18 protein-coding genes and 1 tRNA gene are annotated in these 25,941 nt (G+C 69.2%); 2 read left to right on the top strand and 17 right to left on the bottom strand.

All coding sequences use genetic code 11. The features are described from left to right. Nucleotides 1-81 precede the first annotated feature (81 nt). The 3 genes from AB4030_RS04760 to rpsA form a co-directional block, all read right to left on the bottom strand. On the bottom strand, nt 82-1,014 hold the full coding sequence (locus AB4030_RS04760) for a carbohydrate ABC transporter permease (protein ID WP_442278045.1): 933 nt from the start codon (nt 1,012-1,014) through the stop codon (nt 82-84). After that, entirely contained in the window at nt 1,011-1,970 is a 960-nt protein-coding gene (locus AB4030_RS04755; RefSeq protein WP_442278044.1) for a carbohydrate ABC transporter permease, read from the bottom strand. The genes AB4030_RS04760 and AB4030_RS04755 overlap by 4 nt, the downstream gene beginning before the upstream one ends. 177 nt (nt 1,971-2,147) lie before the next feature. Next, nucleotides 2,148-3,668, bottom strand: coding sequence for a 30S ribosomal protein S1 (gene rpsA / locus AB4030_RS04750; protein ID WP_442278043.1), 1,521 nt, complete (start codon nt 3,666-3,668; stop codon nt 2,148-2,150). Nucleotides 3,669-3,839: 171 nt separating this feature from the next. On the opposite strand from rpsA, the gene AB4030_RS04745 reads away from it, so the two are divergent. After that, nucleotides 3,840-4,661, top strand: a complete 822-nt coding sequence (locus AB4030_RS04745) for a class I SAM-dependent methyltransferase (protein ID WP_442278042.1) — start codon at nt 3,840-3,842, stop codon at nt 4,659-4,661. Between the two features lie 70 nt (nt 4,662-4,731). Here the strand turns inward: AB4030_RS04745 and AB4030_RS04740 are convergent, their stop codons facing one another. The 3 genes from AB4030_RS04740 to polA all read right to left on the bottom strand — a co-directional run bounded on the left by AB4030_RS04740 (nt 4,732) and on the right by polA (nt 10,819). Continuing rightward, complete coding sequence (locus AB4030_RS04740; RefSeq protein ID WP_442278041.1) at nt 4,732-7,377, bottom strand: hypothetical protein; 2,646 nt, start codon at nt 7,375-7,377, stop codon at nt 4,732-4,734. Then, nucleotides 7,374-7,973, bottom strand: coding sequence for a hypothetical protein (locus AB4030_RS04735; protein ID WP_442278040.1), 600 nt, complete (start codon nt 7,971-7,973; stop codon nt 7,374-7,376). Before AB4030_RS04735 ends, AB4030_RS04740 begins: the two co-directional genes overlap by 4 nt. 170 nt (nt 7,974-8,143) lie before the next feature. Then, nucleotides 8,144-10,819 (bottom strand): DNA polymerase I, encoded by a 2,676-nt coding sequence (gene polA / locus AB4030_RS04730; protein WP_442278039.1) that lies wholly within the window; start codon nt 10,817-10,819, stop codon nt 8,144-8,146. Between the two features lie 129 nt (nt 10,820-10,948). Here polA and AB4030_RS04725 point away from each other — a divergent pair, with 129 nt between their 5' ends. Beyond that, nucleotides 10,949-11,386 (top strand): hotdog fold thioesterase, encoded by a 438-nt coding sequence (locus tag AB4030_RS04725; protein WP_442278038.1) that lies wholly within the window; start codon nt 10,949-10,951, stop codon nt 11,384-11,386. 24 nt (nt 11,387-11,410) lie between these two features. Here the strand turns inward: AB4030_RS04725 and AB4030_RS04720 are convergent, their stop codons facing one another. The 11 genes from AB4030_RS04720 to gltB all read right to left on the bottom strand — a co-directional run bounded on the left by AB4030_RS04720 (nt 11,411) and on the right by gltB (nt 25,857). Then, a complete protein-coding gene (locus AB4030_RS04720) occupies nt 11,411-11,986 on the bottom strand; it encodes a GNAT family N-acetyltransferase (protein ID WP_442278037.1) in 576 nt (191 codons plus the stop codon). A gap of 201 nt (nt 11,987-12,187) precedes the next feature. Then, nucleotides 12,188-12,907: an ABC transporter ATP-binding protein gene (locus AB4030_RS04715; protein ID WP_442278158.1), complete on the bottom strand. Its 720-nt coding sequence runs from the start codon at nt 12,905-12,907 to the stop codon at nt 12,188-12,190. Beyond that, nucleotides 12,897-13,856 carry an ATP-binding cassette domain-containing protein gene (locus tag AB4030_RS04710; protein WP_442278036.1) on the bottom strand — a complete coding sequence of 320 codons (960 nt, stop codon included), beginning with the start codon at nt 13,854-13,856 and terminating at the stop codon, nt 12,897-12,899. The genes AB4030_RS04715 and AB4030_RS04710 overlap by 11 nt, the downstream gene beginning before the upstream one ends. Continuing rightward, nucleotides 13,849-15,000 carry a branched-chain amino acid ABC transporter permease gene (locus AB4030_RS04705; RefSeq protein WP_442278035.1) on the bottom strand — a complete coding sequence of 384 codons (1,152 nt, stop codon included), beginning with the start codon at nt 14,998-15,000 and terminating at the stop codon, nt 13,849-13,851. Before AB4030_RS04705 ends, AB4030_RS04710 begins: the two co-directional genes overlap by 8 nt. Further along, on the bottom strand, nt 14,997-15,986 hold the full coding sequence (locus AB4030_RS04700; protein WP_442278034.1) for a branched-chain amino acid ABC transporter permease: 990 nt from the start codon (nt 15,984-15,986) through the stop codon (nt 14,997-14,999). The genes AB4030_RS04705 and AB4030_RS04700 overlap by 4 nt, the downstream gene beginning before the upstream one ends. 109 nt (nt 15,987-16,095) lie before the next feature. After that, entirely contained in the window at nt 16,096-17,241 is a 1,146-nt protein-coding gene (locus AB4030_RS04695) for a branched-chain amino acid ABC transporter substrate-binding protein (protein WP_442278033.1), read from the bottom strand. Nucleotides 17,242-17,392: 151 nt separating this feature from the next. Further along, nucleotides 17,393-18,067 carry an ANTAR domain-containing response regulator gene (locus AB4030_RS04690; protein ID WP_442278157.1) on the bottom strand — a complete coding sequence of 225 codons (675 nt, stop codon included), beginning with the start codon at nt 18,065-18,067 and terminating at the stop codon, nt 17,393-17,395. Between the two features lie 121 nt (nt 18,068-18,188). Further along, nucleotides 18,189-18,271: transfer RNA gene (locus tag AB4030_RS04685), tRNA-Leu, on the bottom strand. 42 nt (nt 18,272-18,313) lie between these two features. After that, a complete protein-coding gene (gene pyk / locus AB4030_RS04680; RefSeq protein WP_442278032.1) occupies nt 18,314-19,771 on the bottom strand; it encodes a pyruvate kinase in 1,458 nt (485 codons plus the stop codon). A 70-nt stretch (nt 19,772-19,841) separates the two neighbouring features. Next, nucleotides 19,842-21,299 (bottom strand): glutamate synthase subunit beta, encoded by a 1,458-nt coding sequence (locus AB4030_RS04675; RefSeq protein ID WP_442278031.1) that lies wholly within the window; start codon nt 21,297-21,299, stop codon nt 19,842-19,844. After that, nucleotides 21,292-25,857, bottom strand: coding sequence for a glutamate synthase large subunit (gene gltB / locus AB4030_RS04670; protein ID WP_442278030.1), 4,566 nt, complete (start codon nt 25,855-25,857; stop codon nt 21,292-21,294). Before gltB ends, AB4030_RS04675 begins: the two co-directional genes overlap by 8 nt. Between the last annotated feature and the right edge of the window lie 84 nt (nt 25,858-25,941).

The raw sequence follows: 25,941 nt of genomic DNA, 5'->3' as shown, positions 1-25,941 counted from the left end.
GGATGGTGCCTTTCCCTGTGGTGGTGGGTTGGGTCGGTGGGACGTGGATGAACGGCGAATCGCGCTGCAGCAGCTGCGGGTTCAGCTCTTGACAGCCCCGGCGGTGAGTCCCTTGATCATCTGTCGCTGGAGGAAGAGGAACAGCACGAGGATCGGCAGCATCGCCAGCACGGTGCCGGCCATGACCGGGCCCCAGTTCGTGACGCCGTCGTTGTTCTGCAGAAACGTCAGGCCGACTGGCAGGGGCGCCGTCGTCTCGTCGTCGGACATGAGGAACGGCCAGAGGTACTCGTTCCACTCGTTGACGACCGTGATGAGGGCGAAGGCGACGAGCGTCGGCCACGACATCGGCAGGACCACGCGCCAGAGCAGCTTCATCGGGCCGGCTCCGTCGAGGCGCGCCGCCTCGATGATCTCGCCGGGCAGGTTGAGGAACTGGTTGCGCATGAGGAAGGTGCCGAACGCGACGCCCGCCAGCGGGATGATGATGCCCTGGTAGGTGTTGCGCCAGCCCAGCTGCGCGACGAGGGCGTAGTTGCTGATGACGGTGATCTGGTTGGGCACCATGAGGGCCGCGATGACCACGAGGAAGACGATGGAGCGTCCGGGAAAACGCAGCAGCGACAGGGCGTACGCGCTGAGAACGCCCAGGACGATCTTCGCGACCGACGTCGCCGACGTGATGATGACCGAGTTTCGGACGTAGTCGAAGAACGGGATGCGGGTCGTCAGCTCGCTGTAGTTCGCGCCGGTCGCCGGGTTGGGCCACCACTGGGCGGGGCGGACGTAGATGTCGCCACGCTCCTTGAAGGACGTGATGAGGATCCAGAAGAGCGGGACGGCGACGACGAGGACGATGAGGACCATGCCGGCGTATCCCGCTGCCGTCCAGGCGGGCCCGCGGTGGTGCGTCGAGGCTTCGACGTTGTGCGCCGCGCGGCGTCGCCGGCGCCGCGCGGGCACCTCAGGGGCTTTCTCCTCGTCGAGGTCCTCGACGACCGTGGACGTGCTCATGCCTGCTTCCCCCTGTCCATGAACCGCACCTGCACGACCGTCACGGCGAGCAGGATGACGAACATGACGGTGGCGACGGTGGCGCCGTAGCCGGCGCGCTGGTTGACGAACGTCTCCTGGTAGACCTGGTAGACGAGGGTGGTCGTGCCGTTGCCCTGGGGGCCGCCCCGGGTCATGACGTTGATGATGTCGAAGACCTGGACCGAGCTGAGCAGCACCGTGATCGAGAGGAAGAACGTCGTCGGGCGCAGCTGCGGCATGAGGACACGCCGGAAGCGCGTCCAGGCGGAGGCGCCGTCGATCTCGGCCGCCTCGTCGAGATCGGCCCGTCGCCCCTGGAGCGCCGCCAGGTAGATGACGAACGTGTAGCCGAGGTTCTTCCAGATGTAGGTGACCGTCACCATGAACAGCGCCCAGCCCGGCTGCTGGTAGAAGTCCGGCGACGCGACGCCGATCCGCGCGAGCAGGTCCCGGACGAGCCCGAACTGCGGGTCGAACACGAACTGGAAGGCGATCCCGATCGCCGCCCCCGAGATGACGAAGGGAGCGAAGACGACCGACCGCACGAGGTTGCGACCCCGGAGCTTCTGGTCGAGCAGGAGCGCGAGCCCCAGGCCGAGCGCCATGGAGATGCCGACCGTCGCAACGGTGAAGACCACCGTGTTGCGCACGATGATCTTCGTGTCGTCCCGCCCGAACCACTCGATGTAGTTCGACAGCCCGACGGGGTTGGCGACGGGCGAGGAGATGTTCCAGTCCGTGAACGACAGCCGGATGTTGTCGAGGAGCGGGCGGTAGGTGAAGACGATGAGCAGGACGAGGTTGGGCAGGAGCAGGAGCGCCGCGAGCGTCCACTCCCAGGCCCGTCCGCTCGAGCGCCGCGGCGGCGGCCCCACCTCCGGCGGCGGCCCCACCTCGGGCGCGGGGCTGCGGGGTTCGGTCAGCGATGACTGCACCCGGCCAACCTAGCGGCGCGGATGCACCGAGAGCGGCTTTGCCACGTCCGGCATTCAACGCGTGTCTGAACTCCTGGCGTGGGGCCCTCAGCCCTCACCGCAGCCGGGACGCGGAGAAGCCCCGGACCCTGTGGGGTCCGGGGCTTCTCCAGAGCGGTCAGCCCTGAGCGGTGGGGCTCAGTTGCCGGTCAGCTTCTCACGCAGCGCCGCGAGCGCCTCGTCCGAAGCCAGGGTGCCCTCGACGGGAGCCGGAGCGTTGCGCGGAGCGCGCTCGCCACGGTCACCACGGTCTGTGTCACCGGCCTCGGCGACGTCACCGGTCGCGGACGAGTACGACGTCGCGGAGCCGGCGTTGGCCGCAGCCTCGGCGTCGGCCTTCGTCGCGGCGTCGACCTGCGCCTTGTGGGCCTCCCAGCGGGCGTGGGCCTCGGCGTACTGACGCTCCCACTTCTCGCGCTGGGCGTCGAAGCCCTCGAGCCACTCGTTCGTCTCCGAGTCGAAGCCCTCGGGGTACTTGTAGTTGCCCTGCTCGTCGTACTCGGCGGCCATGCCGTAGAGTGTCGGGTCGAACTCCGACGCCGAGACGGCCTGGTCGTTCGCCTGCTTGAGCGACAGCGAGATGCGACGACGCTCGAGGTCGATGTCGATGACCTTGACGAAGATCTCGTCGCCGACGTTGACGACCTGCTCCGGCAGCTCCACGTGGCGCTCGGCCAGCTCGGAGATGTGCACGAGGCCCTCGATGCCGTCCTCGACGCGAACGAACGCACCGAAGGGGACGAGCTTGGTGACCTTGCCGGGGACGACCTGGCCGATGGCGTGCGTGCGAGCGAAGTGCTGCCACGGGTCCTCCTGCGTCGCCTTCAGCGACAGGGAGACACGCTCACGGTCCATGTCGACGTCGAGCACCTCGACGGTGACCTCGGTGCCGACCTCGACGACCTCGGACGGGTGGTCGATGTGCTTCCACGACAGCTCGGAGACGTGGACGAGACCGTCGACGCCGCCGAGGTCCACGAACGCACCGAAGTTGACGATCGAGGACACGACGCCCGAACGGACCTGGCCCTTCTGGAGCTCCTTGAGGAACGTCGTGCGCACCTCGGACTGCGTCTGCTCGAGCCAGGCACGGCGCGACAGGACCACGTTGTTGCGGTTCTTGTCGAGCTCGATGATCTTGGCCTCGATCTCCTTGCCGACGTACGGCTGGAGGTCGCGGACACGGCGCATCTCGACGAGCGAGGCGGGCAGGAAGCCGCGGAGGCCGATGTCGAGGATGAGACCACCCTTGACGACCTCGATGACGGTGCCGGTGACGACGCCGTCCTCTTCCTTGACCTTCTCGATCGTGCCCCAGGCGCGCTCGTACTGCGCACGCTTCTTGGACAGGATCAGACGGCCTTCCTTGTCCTCCTTCTGGAGGACGAGGGCCTCGACCTCGTCACCGACCTTGACGATCTCGCCGGGGTCGACGTCGTGCTTGATGGACAACTCGCGCGAGGGGATGACGCCCTCGGTCTTGTATCCGATGTCGAGCAGGACCTCGTCCCGGTCGACCTTGACGATCACACCCTCGACGATGTCGCCGTCGTTGAAGTCCTTGATGGTGGCGTCGATCGCCGCAAGGATGTCTTCCTGAGAGCCGATGTCGTTGATCGCAATCTCAGGCGCGGTCTTCTCGACCGTGTTGGCAGTCATGTAGTAGGAACTCCGATTGTGGACGGTTAGATTGGTGACCTCGCGACGGCGACCTGACGGCCCGCGCCCCGATGCCTTGTGGACAGGTTTACAACTGATCGTGCGCACACGAATGTGCTCGGCAATCCTATCCGCGCTGTCAGTACCCGGTCAAAAGAGAGCACGTATGCCGTGAGCACGCCCACCGAGGCCACCCGACGTCCCGCTCCCCCGGCCGAGACGGCCACGGCCAACCGAACGTGGTGGGACCGGGAGGCCACGTCGTACTACGTCGAGCACGGGTCGTTCCTCGGGGACACCGACTTCGTCTGGGGCCCCGAGCGCCTGCGCGAGGAGGACGCGCGCCTGCTCGGCGACCCTGCCGGCACGGTGGTCCTCGAGATCGGCGCCGGCTCCGGCCAGTGCTCGCGCTGGCTGGCCGCCCACGGCGCGACCGTCGTGGCCACCGACCTGTCCGCAGGCATGGTCGCGACCGGGGTTGCCGTCAACGACAGCCTCGACACCGCCCTCGACGCCACCGTCCACGTGCCGTTCGTGCAGTGCGACGGCCGTGCCCTCCCCTTCGCCGACGCGTCCTTCGACACGGTCTTCACGGCATACGGCGTCGTGCCGTTCGTCGCAGACTCCGACGTCGTCATGGCGGAGGCCGCCCGGGTGCTGCGGCCCGGCGGGCGGTTCGTCTTCTCGACGACCCACCCCGTGCGGTGGGCCTTCCCCGACGATCCGGGGCCGGGCGGCCTCACCGCCCGCCACTCGTACTTCGATCGCACCCCGTACGTCGAGCAGGACGACGCGGGGCGGGCGACGTACGTCGAGCACCACCGCACGCTCGGGGACCGGGTGCGCGAGATCTCGGCCGCCGGGCTGGTGCTCGTCGACCTCGTGGAGCCGGAGTGGCCCGTGGGGCACGAGGAGCCCTGGGGCGGGTGGTCGCCGCTGCGCGGGCGCGTCATCCCCGGGACGGCGATCTTCGTCTGCCGCAAGCCCCGCTGAACGATCTGCGAAGAGGAAACGGCAGGAGGCCACGAACCGGTCCCGGTTCGTGGCCTCCCGACAACAGCGGTCAGAGGAAGCGTCGCCTCAGCAGCACCGAGCCACCCGCGAGGCCGAAGACGCCTGCGGCGGCAGCCGCGCGACCGGCGTTCGCAGAACCTTCTCCGTCGACACCCGCGAGCTCGTAGGAGTACGCCGTCGCACCGGCCGCACCCTCGGGGGCGCCGTAGGCCATGCCCTCGGCCTTGGCGCGCCGGGCACCGACCTCGATGAGGGCGTACTTCTCGCCGTAGTCCGCCGCCGTCGCCTTGCCGGCCTCGACGAGCTTCTTCGTCCCCTCGTCGGACAGGCGCTGAGCCCCGTCCTTGAGCTGTGGCGCGCCCGCGGCGGCGTCCGACAGACCCGCGGCCAGCTGGCTGGTGCCGTCGGCCGCATCGGCGAGGCCGTCGGACAGCTGACCGGCGCCGTCCTTGAGCTTGGCGGCCCCGTCATCGAGCTGTCCTGCGCCGTCCGCCAGCGTGCCGATTCCGGCATCGAGCTGGCCGGCGCCGGTCGCCAGGTCACTGGACCCGTTCGCGAGCTTGGCGGCACCTGCCCCGAGGTCCTTGGCCCCCGTCGCGACCTGCGAGGTCCCACCGTGGACCTGGTCCGCCCCGACCGTGAGCTGGTCGATGGCGTCGAGCAGGTCGAGACCACCGAGACCGAGCTGGTCCACGCCGTCCTGGAGGCCGTTGACGCCACCGCGCAGCGTGAGGTTCTTCGGCGTGTCCTTCGGCCCTCCGATGCCGCCCTGCACCTTCCCGACGACACCGTCGACGAGCGTGGACACGCCGGTGTCGACGAGGTCGACGCCTTCGAGCAGGCCGGGCACCTTGGGGTCGCAGACGGACAGCGTCGTGTTGCTCAGCCCGCACTCGACCCTGGCGAGACCGAAGGCGGCGTCACTGAGCTTGCCCTTGAGCTGGCCCAGGCCATCGGACACCTGGCCGAGGCCGGGCGACACCTTGGCCAGACCTGCCGAGACTTGGTCGAGTCCGCCGGAAGCGGTCCCGGTCTTCGTCCTGAGGTCGGTCAGTCCCGACTGGACCTGCGCCAGGATCCCTTTGCACGTGTCCCCACAGTCGACGATCTTCGCCAACGCGACGCCGCCAGCGAGCTGGTCGATGCCGCCGCCGGCGGAAAGGGCGTCGTCCAGGCCTGAGCGCACCTGGTCGACTCCGGCCTTGGACTGGTCCACACCGGCTTTGGACTGGTCGACGCCGCCCTTGAGCTGGTCGAGGCTCCCGCCGCTCTTGGTGGCCTCCGCCAGCCCGGCGCGGATCTGGTCGACGCCGTCGATGAGCGTGCCTTCCTGGCCCTTGGCTCCGAGGCCCGCACGGAGCTTGGCGATGCCGGCGTGGAGCGGCTTCGCCTGCTCGGGGAGCCCGCCGACGCCGTCGTAGAGCTGGGTCAGGCCGGCATCGACCCGGTCGAGGCCGTCGGCGACCTGGGCGAGACCGTCCAGCAGCTGGGGCGCCTGGTCGCCGACCTGGTGCAGACCGCCGGCAACCTGGGCGGCACCGCCGTCGACCTGCGCGGCCCCACCGCTCAGCTTCTTCGCGCCGGCGTCGAGCTGGCCGGCCCCGCCGGCGACCTGGCTGGCTCCGTCGGCGACCTTGGACGAGCCGTCCTTCGCCACCCCGGCGCCGGAGCGCAGCTTGGACGTGCCGTCCTTGAGCTGGCCGGCACCGCTGGCGAGCGTGCGTGACCCAGGCAGGGCCTGGGCCCCGAGACCCGCGTCGAGCTTCTTCGCACCGTCGCGCAGCTGGATGAGACCGGCGAGCATCGTGCTCGCCCCGTCGCGGAGCTTGAGCAGGTTGGCGTCGATCTCGGTGGCACCGGCGGTCAGGGTCGCACCGGTCGTGGCACCACTCTTGTAGCTCGCGGCCCCGCCCTTGAAGGACGGGCTGTCGAGCGGGCTCACCGGCAGCGCCGACACGTTGGCCTTGGGCAACGTGCCGTCGACGATGTCGGCCGCGTAGCCGAAGGTCGCGGTGGGCGTGCCGATGGGGCCGAAGAGCGTCATGGTGAAGGTCAGCTTCGTCCCGCCTCGACCGTCGCCGGCGACGTTGGCCTCCTTGGAGCTGACGTTCGTGAAGGTGTCGGGCAGGGTCGTCGTGAGCGAGCCGACCATCGGGATGACGACGCTCTGGGTTGCAGAGGCACTGTGGCCGGTGCCGTCGTCGAAGGTGATGACCTGAGGGGTCCCGGTGACGTTCTTGACGGCGTAGCGGACCTCGAGATGACCGCTGCGGCCCAGGACGTCACCGGGCTCGACGGGCCGGCCGTCGAGCAGGTAGGTGACCTGCACCTCGAGCGGCAGCTTCTTCGTGAAGTCGCTGAGGGTACGAAGCTGCTGCTCGCCGTCGACGTCGAAGTGGCCGAGCATGACGCCGTCCTTGACCTCGAAGGCGCCGAAGCCGTCGAGGTTGCGCAGGCCCTGCGCCTCGACCGGGTTGCGCAGGTCGACGGTGCCCCGGCCCTTCATCGCGACCTGCTCGTAGACACGGGCGACGTCGACCTTGCCCGACGCGTCGAGGTAGGCCTGCACCGTCTCCGTGTTGGACACCTGCACCGAGCCGTCACCGGCGGCGGCCGCCGGTGACGCAGCGAGCAGGAGAAGCGTGGGCATGGCCGCCAGTCCGGCGACCATGGTGGCGAGGGTCCGCTTGCTCATCGGGTGGCTCCTGTCATGAGGCCATCGAGATCGGTGGCGGTGTCGGAGTCCGGTGAAGACTCCTCGACCCGTTCGGCCGACGAACGATGCCGGGGGGGCGAGTGCGACGGGTTCGCCTGCGGCGCAAGCAGGTTCGTTGACAGGTAACCGAGACCGACGGCGAGGAGCACCGTCGTGGCCGCGGCCGGGGACTCGCTGAGGAACTGCGACGGAGCGTTGGTGTACACCGACTCGTAGGCGCCCACGATCGAGGCGGCACCGACCAGACCACTCCACAGCGGCAGGCGGCCACGACTCGCCGCGGTGACGACCGCGATGAGTGCCACGACGACGAACGCCGCGACGGCGCGACCGGCCGACGAGTCGGGCAGCTCGGCGGCACGCAGCCCGAAGCCGAGCCAGGCGAGGAGGAAGCCCGCGAGGAAGCCGGCCACCTTTCCCCAGGTGGAAGCGTGTGGGACGAGCCCGAGAACACCACCGAGTGCCGCGCCGAGAAGGGCGACGTGCTCGAGGTCGAGACCGAGCACGCTGCTCAGCCCGATGATGACCGCCGCGAAGACGGCGAGACACAGACCTGTGACCAGGCTTCTGACCATGTCCACCTCACAGTAAAAGCACCCGTCTCCGTTGGCGGGTGCAAGTTACCGGTCAGTATGTCCGTGGGGGTCGATCACGGTGCGACAAATGGGACAAGAAGCCCAGCTGTTTCCAAACCGTGATCTAAGGGATGTTTCGAACCGCCCTCTCCGGGGTGGCGGGTGACGGCCTAGTGCGCCGCGTCGTGCCAGGAGTGCCCGACCCCGACGTTGATGTCGAGCGGCACGTCCAGCTCGGCGGCATGACCCATCTCGTGGCGGACCAGCTTCTCGACGTCGTTGCGCTCGCCGGCCGCCACCTCGAGGACGAGCTCGTCGTGGACCTGGAGCAGGATGCGGGACTTCGCCCCGGCCGCGACCAGCGCCCGGTCCACCCCGATCATCGCGACCTTCATGATGTCGGCGGCCGAGCCCTGGATCGGGGCGTTGAGCGCCATCCGCTCGGCCATCTCGCGGCGCTGGCGGTTGTCGGAGGTCAGGTCGGGCAGGTAGCGGCGACGGCCGAACATCGTCGCGGTGTAGCCGGTCCCCCGGGCCTCGGCGACGACCTCCTTGAGGTAGTCGCTGACGCCACCGAAGCGCTCGAAGTAGCCGTCCATGAGCCCGCGCGCCTCCTCGGTGCTGATGGTCAGCTGCTTGGACAGGCCGAAGGCCGACAGGCCGTAGGCGAGGCCGTAGGACATCGCCTTGACCTTGGAGCGCATGGCGGACGTGACGTCGTCGGGCTCGACGCCGAACACCTTCGAGCCGACGAACTTGTGGAGGTCCTCACCGGTGCGGAAGGCCTCGATGAGCCCCTCGTCGCCGGAAAGGTGCGCCATGACGCGCATCTCGATCTGCGAGTAGTCGGCCGACATGAGCGCGTCGTAGCCCTCGCCGACGACGAAGAGCTCGCGGATGCGACGCCCCTCCTCGGTGCGGATCGGGACGTTCTGGAGGTTCGGCTCGGTGGAGCTGAGCCGGCCCGTGGCCGCGATGGTCTGAAGGTAGGTGGTGTGGATGCGGCCGTCGTCGGCCACCGACTTCTGCAGTCCCTCGACCGTGACGCGAAGGCGCGCCGCGTCACGGTGACGCAGCAACGCCTCGAGGAAGGGGTGCTCGGTCTTGGTGAAGAGGTCGGTCAGCGCGTCGGCATCGGTGGTCCAGCCGGTCTTCGTCTTCTTCGTCTTCGGCATGCCGAGGGTGCCGAAGAGCACCTCCTGAAGCTGCTTGGGCGAACCGAGATTGATCTTCTCGCCGCCGATCGCGTCCCAGGCGTCCTGCTGGGCCTGCGCGACCTTGGCCGCGAAGTCGCCCTCGAGGGAGTCGAGGCCCGGCACGTCGACGGCGATGCCGGTGCGCTCCATGCGGGCCAGGACGTCGACGAGCGGGATCTCCACCTCTGCCAGGAGCTGCTCGCCGCCGGTGGCGGCGACCTGCTCGTCGAGCACGGCGGCGAGGTCACGCACGGCCGTCGCGCGCACCATCTCCTTCTGGGCGGCCTGCTCGTCGGCGTCGCCGCCGAAGTCGAGCATGCCCTGGCCGTCGGTCGGGGCCGACCCGCTCAGCTCGCGGTGCAGGTTGCGCAGCACGAGGTCGTCGAGGTGGTAGGTGCGCTGGTCCGGCTTGACGAGGTATGCCGCGAGCTGGGTGTCGCTCGTCAGCCCACCGAGAGACCAGCCGCGGGCGGCGAGCGCCTCGATCGGACCCTTGGCGTCGTGCATCGCCTTCGGGCGCGTGGCGTCCTCGAGCCAGGCGCCCAGCGCGGCCTCGCCCTCCGGGGTCAGCGTCTGCAGGTCGATCCACGCGGCACTGCCTCCTGGGGCCGCCACGGCGATCCCGCTCGCGTCGCCGGTGCCGCGGGCCCAGGTGCCGGCGACGGACAGACCGGAACGCTCGTCCGCCGCGAGATGCTCGGCCACCCACGCGGGCACGGCCTCGGGGGCCAGCACCTGCCCGTCGACGTCGAAGCCCTCCTCGGCCTCGGGCGCGGCTGCCTCGACGGTCGCGAAGAGGCGGTCGCGCAGGACGCGGAACTCGAGACCGTCGAAGACCGTGTGGACCTCCTCGCGGTTCCACTGGCTGCGCTGGAGGTCCTCGATCTCGACGCCGACCGGGCTGTCCTTGACGAGCTGGTTGAGGCGCCGGTTGCGCAGCACCTGGTCGAGGTGGTCACGCAGCGACTGACCCGCCTTGCCGGGGATCTTGTCGATGCTCGCGACGATGCCGTCGAGGTCGCCGTACTGGGTGATCCACTTCGCGGCGGTCTTGGGGCCGACCCCGGGCACGCCGGGAAGGTTGTCGGAGCTCTCCCCGACCATGGCCGCGAGGTCGCTGTAGCGGGTCGGGGGAACGCCGTACTTCTCCTCGACCTCCTTGGGACCCATGCGCCACACCTCGGAGACGCCGCGGACGGGGTAGAGGATCGTGACCCGGTCGGAGACGAGCTGGAACGTGTCACGGTCACCCGAGCAGATGAGGACGTCGACGTCCTTGGCCTCGGCCTGCGTGGCGATCGTCGCGATGATGTCGTCGGCCTCGTAGCCGTCGAGCTCGATGAACGTGATGCGCAGCGCGTCGAGGATCTCCTTGACGAGCGGGATCTGCCCCTGGAACTCGTCGGGAGTGCGGGCGCGGCCCGCCTTGTAGTCCGAGTACTCCTCGGTGCGGAACGAGTGGCGCGCCTTGTCGAAGGCCACCACCACGTGCGTCGGCTCCTCGTCGCGCAGCATGTTGATGAGCATCGAGGTGAAACCGTAGACGGCGTTGGTGTGCTGCCCGGTGCTCGTGGAGAAGTTCTCGGCGGGGAGCGCGAAGAACGCGCGATAGGCCAGCGAGTGTCCGTCGAGGAGGAGAAGTCGGCTCACACCGGAAGCCTAGTGGCGCCCACCGACGCCACGATGCGCGGCACCGAGCCGGCCTGGATGGACGGCCACCACGCGGGTCTTCGGGGGCGCACGGGGGCGAAGCCCCCGTGGGCGCATACGATCGCGCCCATGACTGACTCTTCGACGCAGGCGGCCGGCCAGACCCTCGACGACATGCGGTCCATGGCCGAGGGCACGCTCCTCGAGCGCATGCAGATCGAGCTGACGGAGGTGTCTCCGGACCGCCTCGTCGCGACGATGCCCGTCGCGGGCAACACCCAGCCGTACGGCCTGCTCCACGGCGGCGCGAGCGTCGTCCTGGCAGAGACGCTCGGCTCGATCGGCGCCCAGCTCCACGCCGGGCCGGGACGGGTGGCGGTCGGCCTCGACATCAACGCCACCCACCACCGCGCCGCCCGGGCGGGCGTCGTGACCGGCACGGCGACCCTGCTCAGCGCCGGGCGCACGCTGGTCAGCTACGACGTCGTCGTCACCGACGAGGACGGCAGGCGCCTCTGCACCTCGAGGATCACCTGCCTGCTGCGGGACGTAGCCCCCGGGGCCTGACGGACGAGCAGCAGAGGAGCCCGGTCAGCCGGCGATCTTCGGGTCGTGCCGCGGCGCCCGCGCCCTCGCCCGCAGGTCACGGCGACGCTGCAGCAGGTCGAGCGACACCCGCTGGGGTCGCGGTTCCCCCGCCAGCTTGCGCTGGAGCGCCGCGGAGGACGCCACGCGACGCACCGTCTCGGGGGCGAAGCCGAGACGCGCGAAGAAGCGGTTTGCCTCGCGGTCACCTGCGGGAACCGCACTGGCGAGGTGCTCGCAGCCCTGACGGTCTGCGTAGCGGCTGGCCGACGAGAGCAACGAGCGCCCGATGCCCTGGCGGCGGAAGTCCGGGTGCACGAAGAGCATGTCGATCGACACGCACGGCGAGTCGACGAGCAAGCTCCGTGTCGAGTCCGCGAGGACGACGTAACCCGCCGGACGATCATCGATGAACGCGATGAAGGCGCAGATGTCGTTGCGCTGCAAGGCATTTCGCAGGGTGCCGTCGAGCGCGAGGCGCTGGGCGGCCTCCGGGGTGGTTCCCCCCTCGATCCGGTGCGTGATCCACAGTTCGATGAACTGCGAGTGCAACCCCTCGTCGACGCGCTGAACCGAGACCACTGCTCGCCCCATCATTCCTCCCGTTCCAGCCCTGAGGTCACCCGGCTGAGACTACGACCATAGACGCTCGGACGGAAGAGGAATCGGCAGGTCGCTCCTCCCGGAGGTGGGTGCCACGACCGCCGTCGTGGCACCCCCCTTCGGATTCCGAAGCGGCCTCTGCGCCGGTATGCCGTGTGGCCGCCGACGCGGAGAAGGCGCCTAGACGTCACCGCCGAGGTAGGCCGCCTTGACGGCGGGGTCGTCGGCGAGCTCCCGGCCCGTGCCCTCCCGGACGATCTCGCCCGTCTCGAGGATGTAGGCGCGGTGCGACCGCTTGAGCGCCTGGGCGGCGTTCTGCTCGACGAGCAGCACCGTGGTGCCCTGGCTGTTGATCTCCGTCACGATGTCGAAGATCTGCTGGATGAGCTTCGGCGCCAGACCCATCGAGGGCTCGTCGAGCAGCAGCAGTCTCGGCTTGGCCATGAGTGCACGGCCCATCGCGAGCATCTGCTGCTCCCCGCCCGACATCGAGCCGGCGGCCTGGTTGCTGCGCTCCTTGAGGCGTGGGAAGAGCTCGAAGACGCGCTCGAGGTCGTCCTTGACCGCTTTGCTCTTGCGGTCCGGGCGCGCGTAGGTGCCCATCTCGAGGTTTTCCATGACCGTCATGCCGACGAAACACCCGCGGCCCTCAGGCGACTGCGAGATACCGAGGACCGGCCGCTCGTGGGAGGGCGTGTGGGTGATGTCCTTGCCGTTGAAGAAGACCGTGCCGGCCCGCACCGGGCGCAGGCCCGAGACGGTCTTCATCGTCGTCGTCTTGCCCGCACCGTTGGCCCCGATGAGGGTGACGATCTCGCCCTCCTCGACCGTGAAGCTGATGTCGCGGATGGCCTCGATGCGCCCGTAGTTGACGCACAGGCCCTTGACCTCAAGAAGCATCTTCTTCATCAACTCCAAGGTAGGCGGCGATGACCGCGGGGTTGTCGCGGATCTCCGCAGGCGAGCCCTCGGCGATCTTGCGGCCGAACTCGAGCACGACGATCCGGTCGGTCACCCCCATGACGAGCTTCATGTCGTGCTCGATGAGCAGCACGGTGTAGCCCTGGTCGCGGATCGTGCGGATCAGCTCCATGAGCTTGGCCTTCTCCGCCGGGTTGAAGCCGGCCGCCGGCTCGTCGAGGCAGAGCAGCTGCGGGCTCGTGGCCAGGGCACGCGCGATCTCGAGCCGGCGCTGGTCGCCGTAAGGGAGGTTGCGCGCGAGCTCGTCGGCCTTGCCGTCGAGCCCCATGAAGGTCAGCAGCTCCATGGCCCGCTCGTAGCCCTGCGACTCCTCCCTGCGGTGCTTCGGCAGGCGGAACATCGCGGAGATGACACCGGTCGTGTGGTGCGCGTCGACACCGACGAGGACGTTCTCGAGCGCCGTCATGTTGGCGAAGAGCCGGATGTTCTGGAACGTGCGCGCGATGCCCAGCTTGGTGATCGCGAACTTCTTGCGCTTGCCGAGCGGCTCGCCGAGGTAGCGCACCGCACCGGAGGTGGGTTGGTAGACGCCCGTCATGACGTTGAAGCAGGTCGTCTTGCCGGCGCCGTTGGGACCGATGAGGCCCAGGATCTCGCCCTTGTTGATGTGGAAGCTCACCTCGTTGAGCGCCACGACGCCGCCGAAGCGCAGGGTGACCTCGTCGACCTCGAGCAGCTTCTCGCCCTCGGCCACGACCGGGACGCCGATGTCCTCGGGAGCGATGACGACGTCGGGGTTGATCTCGGTGACCTCGTCCACGGACAACGGCTGGCGAGGCTGGACTGGCTGGTCGGGCTGGACTGGCTGGACTGGCTGGTCGGGCTGGACTGGCTGGTCGGGCTGGTCGGGCTGGACTGCCTCAGACATTGTCTTCTCCTTCCTCGAGGACGGCCTGTCTGGCATCGGCACGCTTGGCACGGACCGTGCGTTTCGGCGGCAGCAGGCCCTGGGGGCGGAAGATCGCGAGCAGCATCAGGGCGAGGCCGAAGACGAGCACGCGGAAGTCCGCGAAGTCACGGAATCGCTCCGGGAAGTAGCCGACGACGATCGCGCCGACGATGACGCCCCACCGGTTGCCCGCGCCACCGACGACGACGGCGGCGAGGAACAGGATCGACAGCAGCAGGATGAAGCTGTCGGGCGAGATGAAGCCCGCCTTGGTGGCGAACAGGGCCCCGGAGAGCCCACCGATTGCGGCACCGAGGGCGAAGGCGAGTAGCTTGAACCGGAAGGTGGGCACGCCCATCAGCTCTGCGGCGTCCTCGTCCTCACGTGTCGCCTCCCAGGCCCGCCCGACCCGGCTGTTCTTGACGAGGATGTCGAAGAGCAGGACGAGACCGATGACGATGAGGGCGAGCCAGTAGTAGGGGACGAAGTCGCTGATCCCGAACTTGAGGAACGTCGACGTCGTGCTGAGGTCGACGACCGGCACGCCGCCGCTCCAGTCGATGCTGGGCACGCTGAAGACGATCAGGCTCGGGGGCTTCGGGATGTTGGAGATGCCCTGCGCACCACCCAGCCACTGCGAGTTGACCAGGCACAGGCGCACGATCTCACCGAAGCCGAGCGTGACGATGGCGAGGTAGTCGCCACGCACCCGCAGCGTCGGGGCGCCGAGGATGACGCCCGAGAGCATGGCCGCACCGATCGCGATGGGCACCACGACGATCCACGAGAGGTTGGCGTGCTCGGAGCTCAGGACACCGACGGTGTAGGCGCCGATGGCGTAGAACCCGACGTAGCCGAGGTCGAGCAGGCCGGCGTAGCCGACGACGATGTTGAGGCCCAGCGCCACGAGGACATACGTGGAGACCGTGAAGAGCACGCCGCCGAAGTCCGAGCCCTCGGTGGTGATGACGGGGATGTTGAGCATCGGCAGCAGGAACAGGAAGATCGCGAACAGGACCCAGAGGCCGATCTTCGCAGGCTTGGGCAGCGAGTCCACCCGCTCCTTGAACCCCGGGCGGGGCGCCTTGACGGTGGGGCCGGTGACGGTTCTCGTGGTGCTCATGCGCGGGCCTTTCCGAGCGACTCACCGAGCAGGCCGGTGGGCCGGAAGAGGAGGATGAGGATCAGCAGGACGAACGCGACGACGTCCTTCCACTGCGTGCCGACGAGGGCGGAGCCGTAGTTCTCCGCGAGGCCGAGGACGAAGCCGCCGAGGAGGGCACCGCGCAGGTTGCCGATACCGCCGAGGACGGCTGCCGTGAAGGCCTTGACGCCGAGGATGAAGCCGACGTCGTAGCGGGTGATCCCGATCTTCAGCATGTAGAAGACCGCCGCGGCTCCGGCCATGACGCCGCCGACGAGGAAGGTCACCTGGATGACACGGTCGCGGTTGACGCCCATCAGCGCGGCGGCCTCGGGATCCATGGCGACGGCCCGGATGCCTCGTCCGAGGCGCGAGCGCTTCACGAACTGGTCGAGGATCACCATGAGCACGATGGCCCCCACGATGACGAAAATGTCGACGTTCGTGACCTGGTAGTCGACCAGCGTGAACACCGGCTGCGGTGAGAAGACCTCGGGCATACCGGTGTTGTTGCGCGAGTTGGCGACGTAGGCGCGCAGGTACGTGTCGAAACCGACCGCGCCGGTGATCTGCTGGCGAAGGCCCATGAGCTCGGAGAGCACGAACGAGGCGCCGATTGCCGAGATCAGGGCGATGAGCGGTGGTGCATTGCGCTTGCGCAACGGTCGGTAGGCGAAACGCTCGAGCAGGACCGCGATGAGGCCCGACATGAGCATCGCGGCCACGAACATCGCGGCGATCCAGAAGATCACGTTGCCCAGGCTGCCTCCGGCCTTGCCGCCGAGGAAGACGACGATCCACAGGCAGGCGAAGGTGCCATACATGAACACCTCGGAGTGCGCGAAGTTGATGAGACGCAGCACGCCGTAGACGAGCGTGTAGCCGAGGGCGACGAGGGCGTAGACGGCCCCGAGCGTCAGACCCGTGATGGTCAGGGCGAAGAAGTTGTCCAACAGGTACTGCATCCAAGACCTCCTGGGCCGGGTGCGGTGGGCGGGATCGCACGTCCGGTGTCACCGCACGAAGGGCGGTCGGAGCGTAGTGCTCCGACCGCCCCGGACGATGACGACCGTGCTACTTGATCTCGCCGACGGACGTGAACTTACCGTCCGCGACCTTGTAGGCGAAGACCTTGATGTCGGAGGACTCGCCCTTGGCGTCGAACTTCAGCTGCTTCGTGACGCCCTTCTTGTCGTAGGACTTCACGAAGTCGATCATGCTCGAGCGGTCCTTGCCGGCGGCGATGCCGTCGAGCAGGATCGTCGCGGCGTCGTAGCCCTCACCCGAGTAGGTGTTGGGGTCCTGGTTGTACTTCGCCTTATACGCCGAGGCGAAGGCCGGCGCGATGTCCGCCGGGACGCAGGGGCAGGTCACGATGGCGCCGACGGCCGCGGGCCCGGCGTTGTCGATGAACGACTGGTCCTTGACGCCGTCGGCAGCCACGAAGGTGCCCTTCCAGCCCGCGTCGCGCAGCTGCTTGACGAGCGGAGCCGCCTCCGGGGCGTAGCCGCCGTAGAAGAGGGCGTCGGCGCCGGACGCCTTCACCTTGGTCACAGAGGCGCTGAAGTCCGTCTGCTTCTGCTGCACCGTGTCGTTGCCGACCACGGCCGAGCCGAGGTCCTGACGCACGATGTCGGCCAGTCCCTTGCCGTACTCGGAGGCGTCGTCGATGACGAACGGCTTCGCGGCCTTGAGCGTGTCCTTGATGTACTTCGAGGCTGCAGGGCCCTGCGTGGCGTCGTTGCCCAGGGCACGGAAGAAGGTCTTCCAGCCGTTGTCGGCGAGCTTCGGGTTGGTGGCCGACGGCGTGATCGTGACGAGGCCGGCCTCGTTGAATGCCGGGTCGGCCGCCTTGGACTCACCGGAGAACGCGGGGCCGACGATGCCGACGACCTTCTTGTCGTCGATGGCCTTCTTGGCGAGGGCCGGCGCCTGCGTCGGGTCACCCTGCGAGTCGTAGTTCTCGAGGGTCACCTTGCAGTCGGCGTGCTTCTTGTTGTAGTCGTCGAGAGCGAGGTTCACGCCGTTCTGGATGTAGATGCCCAGGTTGGCGTTCGGGCCGGTGAGGGCACCGAACATGCCGATCTTCTGGTCGCAAGCGGCCTTGGCCGCGCCGCCGGAGCCGCCGGCCGACGAGGTGTCGCCGCCCTTGGTGCCACAGGCGCCGAGGGCAAGCGCCGCAACCGCGAACGGCACAACGAGCTTGAGGGTAGAACGCACGGATGTCCTCCTGATGTCACTCATCCCTCTGATGAGGGCTGACACGGAGACTAGGCGGAATCGCCTTCGCGGTCAGCAGAAATGGGCGATCGGTGACCGTGTCGTAACCTCTGTGGACCTGGCGGCCGGATGATCTGCGGCGCAGCCGGGCTCAGGACGCCGGGAAGCCGTTGATGACGGCCTCGGCGACCTCTTTCATCCCGAGGCGGCGGTCCATCGCCGTCTTCTGGATCCACCGGAACGCGTCGGACTCGCTCAGCTTCAGCTGGGTCATGAGCACACCCTTGGCCCGGTCGACGAGCTTGCGCGTCTCGAGCCGTTCACCGAGGTCGGCGATCTCGGCCTCGAGGGCCTTGAGCTCCTGCCAGCGCGACGTGGCGATGTCGATGGCCGGGCGGAGGTCGTCGGCCGTGAACGGCTTGACGATGTAGGCCATGACGCCGGCGTCGCGGGCCCGCTCCACGAGCTCGGTCTGCGAGAACGCGGTGAGCATGATGACGGGGCACAGCTTGGACTCGTGCAGCTGCTCGGCGGCGGACAGGCCGTCGAGGACCGGCATCTTGACGTCCATGATGACGAGGTCGGGCTTGACGTCCTTGGCCAGCTCGACGGCCTGCTCGCCGTTGCTGGCCTGGCCGACGACGTCGTAGCCCTGCTCCCCGAGCATCTCGACGAGGTCGAGACGGATGAGCGCCTCGTCCTCGGCGACGAGGATCCGGGTCGCCCCCGCCCGGTCGGCTGCGGTGTCCGCGGCCTCCGAAGACGCAGCAGCCTCGGTGGGGACGGCAGGCGTGGTGGCGGTGCCAGGGGTCGGCTTGGGGGTCATGCTCTCGTCGGTGCTCACGGGGAAATCCTATCCGGGGCGAGATTTCCGGCGCGTTTCGGGACGGTCAACCCAACGCTTCCCCTCGTCGCGCCGCAGCGAGGGCCATCGAGGGCGTCGAGAGTGCCGAGGGCGGGACTCGAACCCGCACGGCCTTTCGGCCAGAGCATTTTGAGTGCCCCGTGTCTGCCATTCCACCACCCCGGCCGGAGTGCCGCGCCAGCATACCGGCGCGGACCGCGCGTGCCGTCAGCTGGTGACCTCCTCCGGCCGGTAGGCCGGAGCAGCACGGTTGACGGCGTCGCCGACCCGGTGGACGCGCAGCGCGTTCGTCGAGCCCGGGATGCCGGGGGGCGAGCCGGCGACGATGACGACACGGTCACCCTCGGCGACGCGGCCCTCGGGGATGAGCTTGAGGTCGACCTGCATCGCGAACTGGTCGGTGTGGTGCATGCGCGGCACGAGGTAGGTCTCGATGCCCCAGACCAGGGCGAGCCGGGAGCGGACCCGGGGCTCCGAGGTAAAGGCGAGCATGGGCTGGCGGGGCCGGATGCGGGCCATCCGCGTGGCCGATCCGCCGGTCTCGGTGAAGACGATGAGGAACTTCGACCCCACGACCTCGCCGATCTCGACCGCAGCCTTGGTCACCGCTCCCCCGACCGTCTTGGGGTTGGTCGGCATCCGGACGATCTTGTCGAAGCCCTTCTCCTCGGTCGACTCGATGATGCGTGCCATGGTGCGCACCGAGTCGATGGGCCAGGCGCCGACCGAGGTCTCACCGGAGAGCATGAGTGCGTCGGCGCCGTCGAGCACGGCGTTGGCGGCGTCGGAGGCCTCGGCACGCGTCGGGCGCGGGTTCTCGATCATCGACTCGAGCACCTGCGTGGCGACGATGACCGGCTTGGCCTCGCGCCGGGCGAGCTCGATCGCGCGCTTCTGCACGAGCGGCACGTCCTCGAGCGGCATCTCGACGCCGAGGTCACCGCGGGCGACCATGATGCCGTCGAAGGCTGCGACGATGCCCTCGAGGTTGTCGACCGCCTGCGGCTTCTCGATCTTGGCGATGACGGGGATGCGGTCGCCGAACTCGTCCATGATGGCGTGCACGTCGACGATGTCCTCGGCCGAGCGGACGAACGACAACGCGATCATGTCGACGCCGAGGCGCATGGCGAACCGGAGGTCCTCGCGGTCCTTCTCCGACAGGGCCGGCACGCTGACGGCGACGCCGGGCAGATTGATCCCCTTGTTGTTGCTGACGACGCCACCGATGACGGTCTCGGTCACGACGTCGGTGTCGCTCACCTCGACCGCGCGCAGCATGACCTTGCCGTCGTCGATGAGCAGGACGTCACCCGGCGTCACGTCACCGGGCAGGCCGGCATACGTGGTCCCGACGATGCTGTCGTCGCCCTCGACGTCGCGGGTCGTGATGGTGAAGCGCTGGCCGGGGCTCAGCGTCACGGGCCCGGAGGCGAAGCGTCCGGTCCGGATCTTCGGCCCCTGCAGGTCGACGAGGACGCCGACGGCGCGGCCCGAGGCGTCACCCGCGGCACGGACGTCCCGGTAGACCTGCTCGTGCACGGCGTGGTCCCCGTGCGAGAGGTTGAGCCGCGCCACGTCCATCCCGGCGTAGACGAGGGCTCGCAGCTGGGAGGGTGATGAGGTCTTGGGGCCGATGGTGCAGACGATCTTGGCGCGGCGCATGCTTCAACCTTAGGGGTGCTGTGACGCGGGTCACCGAGCGGGTTCGCAGAGTGGGCAGACCCCGGCCCGGTCAGGCGGTGAGGGGCCGGTCGGTCGGTGCGATGGGCCGCGGCAGGGAGCTGGACCCCGTGAGCCAGGCGTCGACTCCGGCGGCGGCGGCGCGGCCCTCGGCGATGGCCCAGACGATGAGCGACTGGCCGCGGCCGGCGTCGCCGGCGACGAAGACGCCGGGGACCGAGCTCATGAAGTTCTTGTCGCGCCGGACGTTGCTGCGCTCGTCGAGGTCAACGCCGAGCTGCTCGACGACCCCACTCCCCTGCGGGCCGAGGAAGCCCATCGCGAACAGCACGAGCTGCGCAGGGATCTCACGCTCGGTGCCCGGCTTGGCGGTGGGACGTCCGTCGACCATCTCGACCTCCGTCAGGCGCAGCGCTGCGACGTTGCCCTCGTCGTCCCCGACGAACTCCGTCGTGCTCACGGCATACAGCCGCTCGCCCCCCTCCTCGTGGGCGCTCGCGACGCGGTAGAGCATCGGGTAGGTGGGCCACGGCTGGTTGCCCGGGCGGTCCTCCCCCGGCTGGGGCATGATCTCGAGACTGGTCACCGAGGCCGCGCCCTGACGGTGCGACGTCCCGATGCAGTCGGCACCGGTGTCACCGCCACCGATGACGACGACGTGCTTGTCGGTCGCGAGGATCTGGTCCTCGACCTGCTCGCCGAGGGCGGCACGGTTGCCCTGCGGGAGGAAGTCCATCGCCTGGTGGATGCCGCCGAGCCGGCGCCCGGGCACGTCGAGGTCTCGCGGCACCGTCGCCCCGAGAGCGAGCACGACGGCGTCGTAGCGGTCGCGCAGCTGGCGACCCGTGATGTCGACGCCGACGTCCATGCCGTTGCGGAAGCGGGTGCCCTCAGCCGTCATCTGGTCGAGCCGGCGGTCGAGCACCGACTTCTCCATCTTGAACTCCGGGATGCCGTAGCGCAGCAGCCCGCCGGGCTTGTCGGCCCGCTCGAAGACGGCCACGGTGTGGCCGGCCCGGGTCAGCTGCTGGGCCGCGGCGAGGCCCGCCGGGCCCGAACCCACCACGGCGACGGTCTTGCCCGAGAGCCGCTCGGGCGGGAGCGGCGTCACGAGCCCCTCGTCGAAGGCACGCTCGATCGTCGTGACCTCGACCTGCTTGATCGTCACGGCCGGCTGGTTGATGCCGAGGACGCACGCGGTCTCGCACGGCGCGGGGCAGAGCCGGCCGGTGAACTCCGGGAAGTTGTTCGTCGCGTGCAGGCGCTCGATCGCGTCGGACCAGTCGCCGCGCCACGCGAAGTTGTTCCACTCGGGGATGAGGTTGCCGAGCGGACAGCCCGAGTGGCAGAACGGGATGCCGCAGTCCATGCAGCGACCGGCCTGGCGCTGGAGCTGCCCGAGCTCCTGCTCCTCGTAGACCTCCTTCCAGTCCCGGATGCGCACCGGGACGGGACGGCGGGCCGGGAGCTCGCGCTCGCGGGTGGTGAGAAAGCCTTGGGGGTCAGCCACGGGAAGCCTCCATGATCCGGTTCCACACTTCGGGTCCGTCGGGGTCGAGGCCCTGGTCCTGCGCCTCGGCCCGGACGTCGAGGACACGCTGGAAGTCGCGCGGGAGCACGAGCGTGAAGCGCTCGCGCGCGGCCGACCAGTCGTCGAGCAGCGCCTGCGCGACGGGCGACTCGGTCCACGTGACGTGGGCCTCGAGCAGCTCGCGCAGCGAACTCTCGTCCTCGTCGCGCAGCGCGAGAAGGTCGACCATCTCGGGGTTGACGAGGTCGGGGTCGAGGTCGAGGACGTAGGCCACGCCGCCCGACATGCCGGCCGCGAAGTTGCGGCCCGTCTGTCCGAGCACGACCGCAGCACCGCCGGTCATGTACTCGCACCCGTGGTCACCGACGCCCTCGACCACCGCCTGGGCGCCGGAGTTGCGGACGCAGAAGCGCTCCCCGACGACCCCGCGCAGGAAGAGCTGACCGGTCGTGGCGCCGTAGGCGATGACGTTGCCACCGATGACGTTCTCCTCGGCCACGAGCGTCGCGTCACGGTGCGGTCGCACGACGATGCGGCCGCCGGAGAGTCCCTTGCCGACGTAGTCGTTGGCGTCGCCGAACAGCTGCATCGTGATGCCGGCCGGTAGGAAGGCGCCGAAGGACTGCCCGCCGGAGCCGGTCATCGTCAGCTCGATGGTGTTGTCCGCGAGCCCGTGCGGGTGCGCCTTCGTCACGTGGTGGCCGAGCATCGTACCGACCGTGCGGTTGACGTTGCGCACGGCGATCTCGGTGCGCACCGGCTCGCCGGTCTCGATGGCCGACAGAGCTCGGCTCAGGAGCTCGTTGTCGAGCGCCTTGTCGAGCCCGTGGTCCTGCGTGGCCGACTGGTGCAGCGTGCCGCCGGTGGGGTTGTCGGCCACGGCGAGGATCGGGCTGAGGTCGAGACCGGAGGCCTTCCAGTGCGCGATCGCCTTGTCGAGGTCGAGGCTGCCGACCTGGCCGACAGCCTCCTCGATGGAGCGGAAGCCGAGCGACGCGAGGTGCTCGCGGACCTCCTGCGCGATGTACTCGAAGAAGGTCTCGACGAACTCCGGCTTCCCGGAGAAGCGCGAGCGGAGCTCGGGGTTCTGCGTCGCGATGCCGACCGGACAGGTGTCGAGGTGACAGACGCGCATCATGACGCAGCCCGACACGACGAGCGGGGCCGTGGCGAAGCCGAACTCCTCGGCACCGAGCAGCGCCGCCACGACGACGTCGCGACCGGTCTTCAGCTGCCCGTCGACCTGGACGACGATGCGGTCGCGCAGGCCGTTGAGCACGAGGGTCTGCTGCGCCTCGGCGAGGCCGAGCTCCCACGGGGCTCCGGCGTGCTTGAGCGAGGTCAGCGGCGAGGCACCGGTGCCGCCGTCGTGGCCCGAGATGAGCACGACGTCGGCGTGCGCCTTGGAGACGCCGGCCGCGACGGTGCCGACGCCGATCTCGGAGACGAGCTTGACGTGGATGCGGGCCGACGGGTTGGCGTTCTTGAGGTCGTGGATCAGCTGTGCGAGATCCTCGATGGAGTAGATGTCGTGGTGCGGCGGCGGCGAGATGAGGCCGACCCCGGGCGTCGAGTGCCTGGTCTTGGCCACCCACGGGTAGACCTTGTGGCCGGGCAGCTGTCCACCCTCGCCGGGCTTGGCGCCCTGGGCCATCTTGATCTGGATGTCGTCGGAGTGCGTGAGGTAGAGGCTCGTGACGCCGAACCGGCCCGAGGCGACCTGCTTGACCGCCGAGCGGCGCTCCGGGTCGAGGAGGCGGTCGACGTCCTCGCCGCCCTCACCGGTGTTGGAGCGACCACCGAGGTGGTTCATCGCGATGGCGAGCGTCTCGTGCGCCTCCTGCGAGATCGAGCCGTAGCTCATGGCGCCGGTGTTGAAGCGCTTGACGATCTCGCTGACGGACTCGACCTCCTCGATCGGCACGGGGAGGCGCCCCGTCACCCCGGTCGGGCGGAAGCCCATCAGCCCACGCAGCGTCATCAGACGCGACGTCTGGTCGTCGACGCGGTCCGTGTACTGCTTGAAGATGTCGTAACGGCGCTGGCGCGTCGAGTGCTGGAGGCGGAAGACCGTCTCGGGATCGAAGAGGTGCGGCTCGCCCTCGCGCCGCCACTGGTACTCGCCCCCGACCTCGAGGGTCCGGTGCGGCTGGTGGACGCCGTCCGGCGGGTAGGCGCGGGCGTGGCGCTCGGCCGTCTCGCGGGCGATGACGTCGAGGCCGACGCCACCGAGCTGGCTCACCGTGCCGGTGAAGTAGCGCTCGACGAGCGCCTGCGACAGACCGATGGCCTCGAACACCTGGGCGCCGCGGTACGACGCGACGGTCGAGATGCCCATCTTGGACATGACCTTGAGGACACCCTTGCCGAGCGCCTTGATGAGGTTGGCCACGGCCTTCTCGGCCGTCACGCCCTCGATCTCGCCGGCCCGGACGAGGTCCTCGACGGTCTCCATGGCGAGGTAGGGGTTGACGGCGGCCGCACCGAAACCGATGAGCAGCGCCACGTGGTGGACCTCGCGCACGTCGCCGGCCTCGACGAGCAGACCCACCTGGGTGCGGGTCTTCTCACGGATGAGGTGGTGGTGGACGGCGGCCGTGAGGAGCAGCGACGGGATGGGCGCGAGGTCGCGACCGGAGTCACGGTCGGAGAGCACGACGAACCGCGCGCCGCGGGTGATGGCCTGCGACACCTCCGCGAAGATCTCCTCGAGGCGGTCGCGCATGGCGGCCGCTCCCCCCGTGACGTCGTAGAGGCCGCGGACCACGTGCGTCGCGTAGCCGGGCAGGTCACCGTCGGCGTTGATGTGGACGATCTTGGCGAGCTCGTCGTTGTCGATGACCGGGAAGTCGAGGACGAGCTGGCGGGCGTGCGACGGCGAGGCCGACAGGGCGTTGCCCTCGGGACCCATGTAGGTGCCGAGGGAGGTGACGAGCTCCTCGCGGATGGCGTCGAGCGGCGGGTTGGTCACCTGGGCGAAGAGCTGCGTGAAGTAGTCGAACAGCAGCCGCGGCCGCGACGACAGGACGGCGATGGGCGTGTCGGTGCCCATCGAGCCGAGCGCCTCGCCACCCGAGCGGGCCATCGGGGTCAGCAGGATGCGCAGCTCCTCGGCGGTGTAGCCGAACGTCTGCTGGCGGCGGGCGACCGAGGCCGCGGTGTGCACGATGTGCTCACGCTCCGGCAGGTCCTCGAGGCGGATGAGACCGGCATGCAGCCACTCGGCATACGGCTTGGCGGCCGCGAGCTGGGACTTGATCTCCTCGTCGCTTACGATGCGGCCGTGCTCGGTGTCGACGAGGAACATCTTGCCGGGCTGGAGGCGTCCGCGCTGCACGATGGTCTCGGGGTCGAGCTCGAGCACGCCGGACTCGGAGGCCAGCACGACGAGGCCGTCGTCGGTCACGGTGTAGCGACCCGGCCGCAGGCCGTTGCGGTCGAGGACCGCGCCGACGAGCGTGCCGTCGCTGAAGCAGACGTTGGCGGGACCGTCCCAGGGCTCCATGAACGTCGAGTGGAACTCGTAGAAAGCCTTGCGCGCCGGGTCCATCGTGGCGTGGTTCTCCCACGCCTCGGGGATCATCATCAGGACCGCGTGCGGCAGCGAGCGGCCGCCGAGGTGGAGCAGCTCGAGCACCTCGTCGAAGCTCGCCGAGTCGGACGCCTCGGGCGTGCAGATCGGGAAGACCCGCTCGAGGTCGCCCGGGATGATGTCGGACGTCAGCAGGCTCTCGCGCGCGCTCATCCAGTTGCGGTTGCCCTTGACGGTGTTGATCTCACCGTTGTGCGCGATGAAGCGGTAGGGGTGCGCGAGCGGCCAGGACGGGAACGTGTTCGTCGAGAAGCGCGAGTGCACGAGGGCGAGCTCGCTGGCGAAGCGGGGGTCGGACAGGTCCGGGAAGAACGGCTCGAGCTGGCCGGTCGTCAGCATGCCCTTGTAGACGATGGTGCGCGAGCTGAGCGAGGAGAAGTAGACGCCCACCTCGTGCTCGGCGCGCTTGCGCAGGCAGAACGCGAGCCGGTCGAGCCCCAGGGCCACCTGCCGGCCGATCGAGCTGCTGACGAACAGCTGCTCGAAGGACGGCATGCACTCGCGGGCCACGGCGCCTACGAGGTCGCTCTCGACGGGCACCTCACGCCAGCCGAGGACCTTGAGGTTCTCGGCGACCGCGAGCTCCTCGATGCGGGCCTTGGCCGCGGCCCGCTCGATGGGGTTCTGCGGAAGGAAGGCGATGCCCGCGGCATACGCCCCGTTGTTCGGCAGCGTGAAGGGGACGGTCGCGCGGAAGAACGCGTCGGGGATCTGGGTCAGGATGCCCGCGCCGTCGCCGACGAGCGGGTCGGCCCCGGTCGCCCCACGGTGGTCGAGGTTGCGCAGCGCCGTGAGGGCGTGGTCGACGATGTCGTGGCCCGCCGTCCCCCGCATCGTCGCGATGAGGGCGACACCACAGGCGTCGTGCTCGAACTCGCGTCGGTAGAGACCGGAGTTCTCCGGGTGTGCACTGTAGAGGGCACTGGTGCGGGTGTGCGGCGGCATGTTCACCGTCCTTCTGCTGGGGTCCCAGGCGGCGACCGCACGGGGCCACGCGACATGACTGAGGGCATGTGGACGGCACTGGCC

This window comes from Terrabacter sp. 2YAF2, from assembly GCF_052114705.1.
In the GTDB taxonomy this organism is placed as follows: Bacteria; Actinomycetota; Actinomycetes; order Actinomycetales; family Dermatophilaceae; genus Terrabacter.
This window is presented reverse-complemented; position numbering and strand designations above follow the sequence as displayed.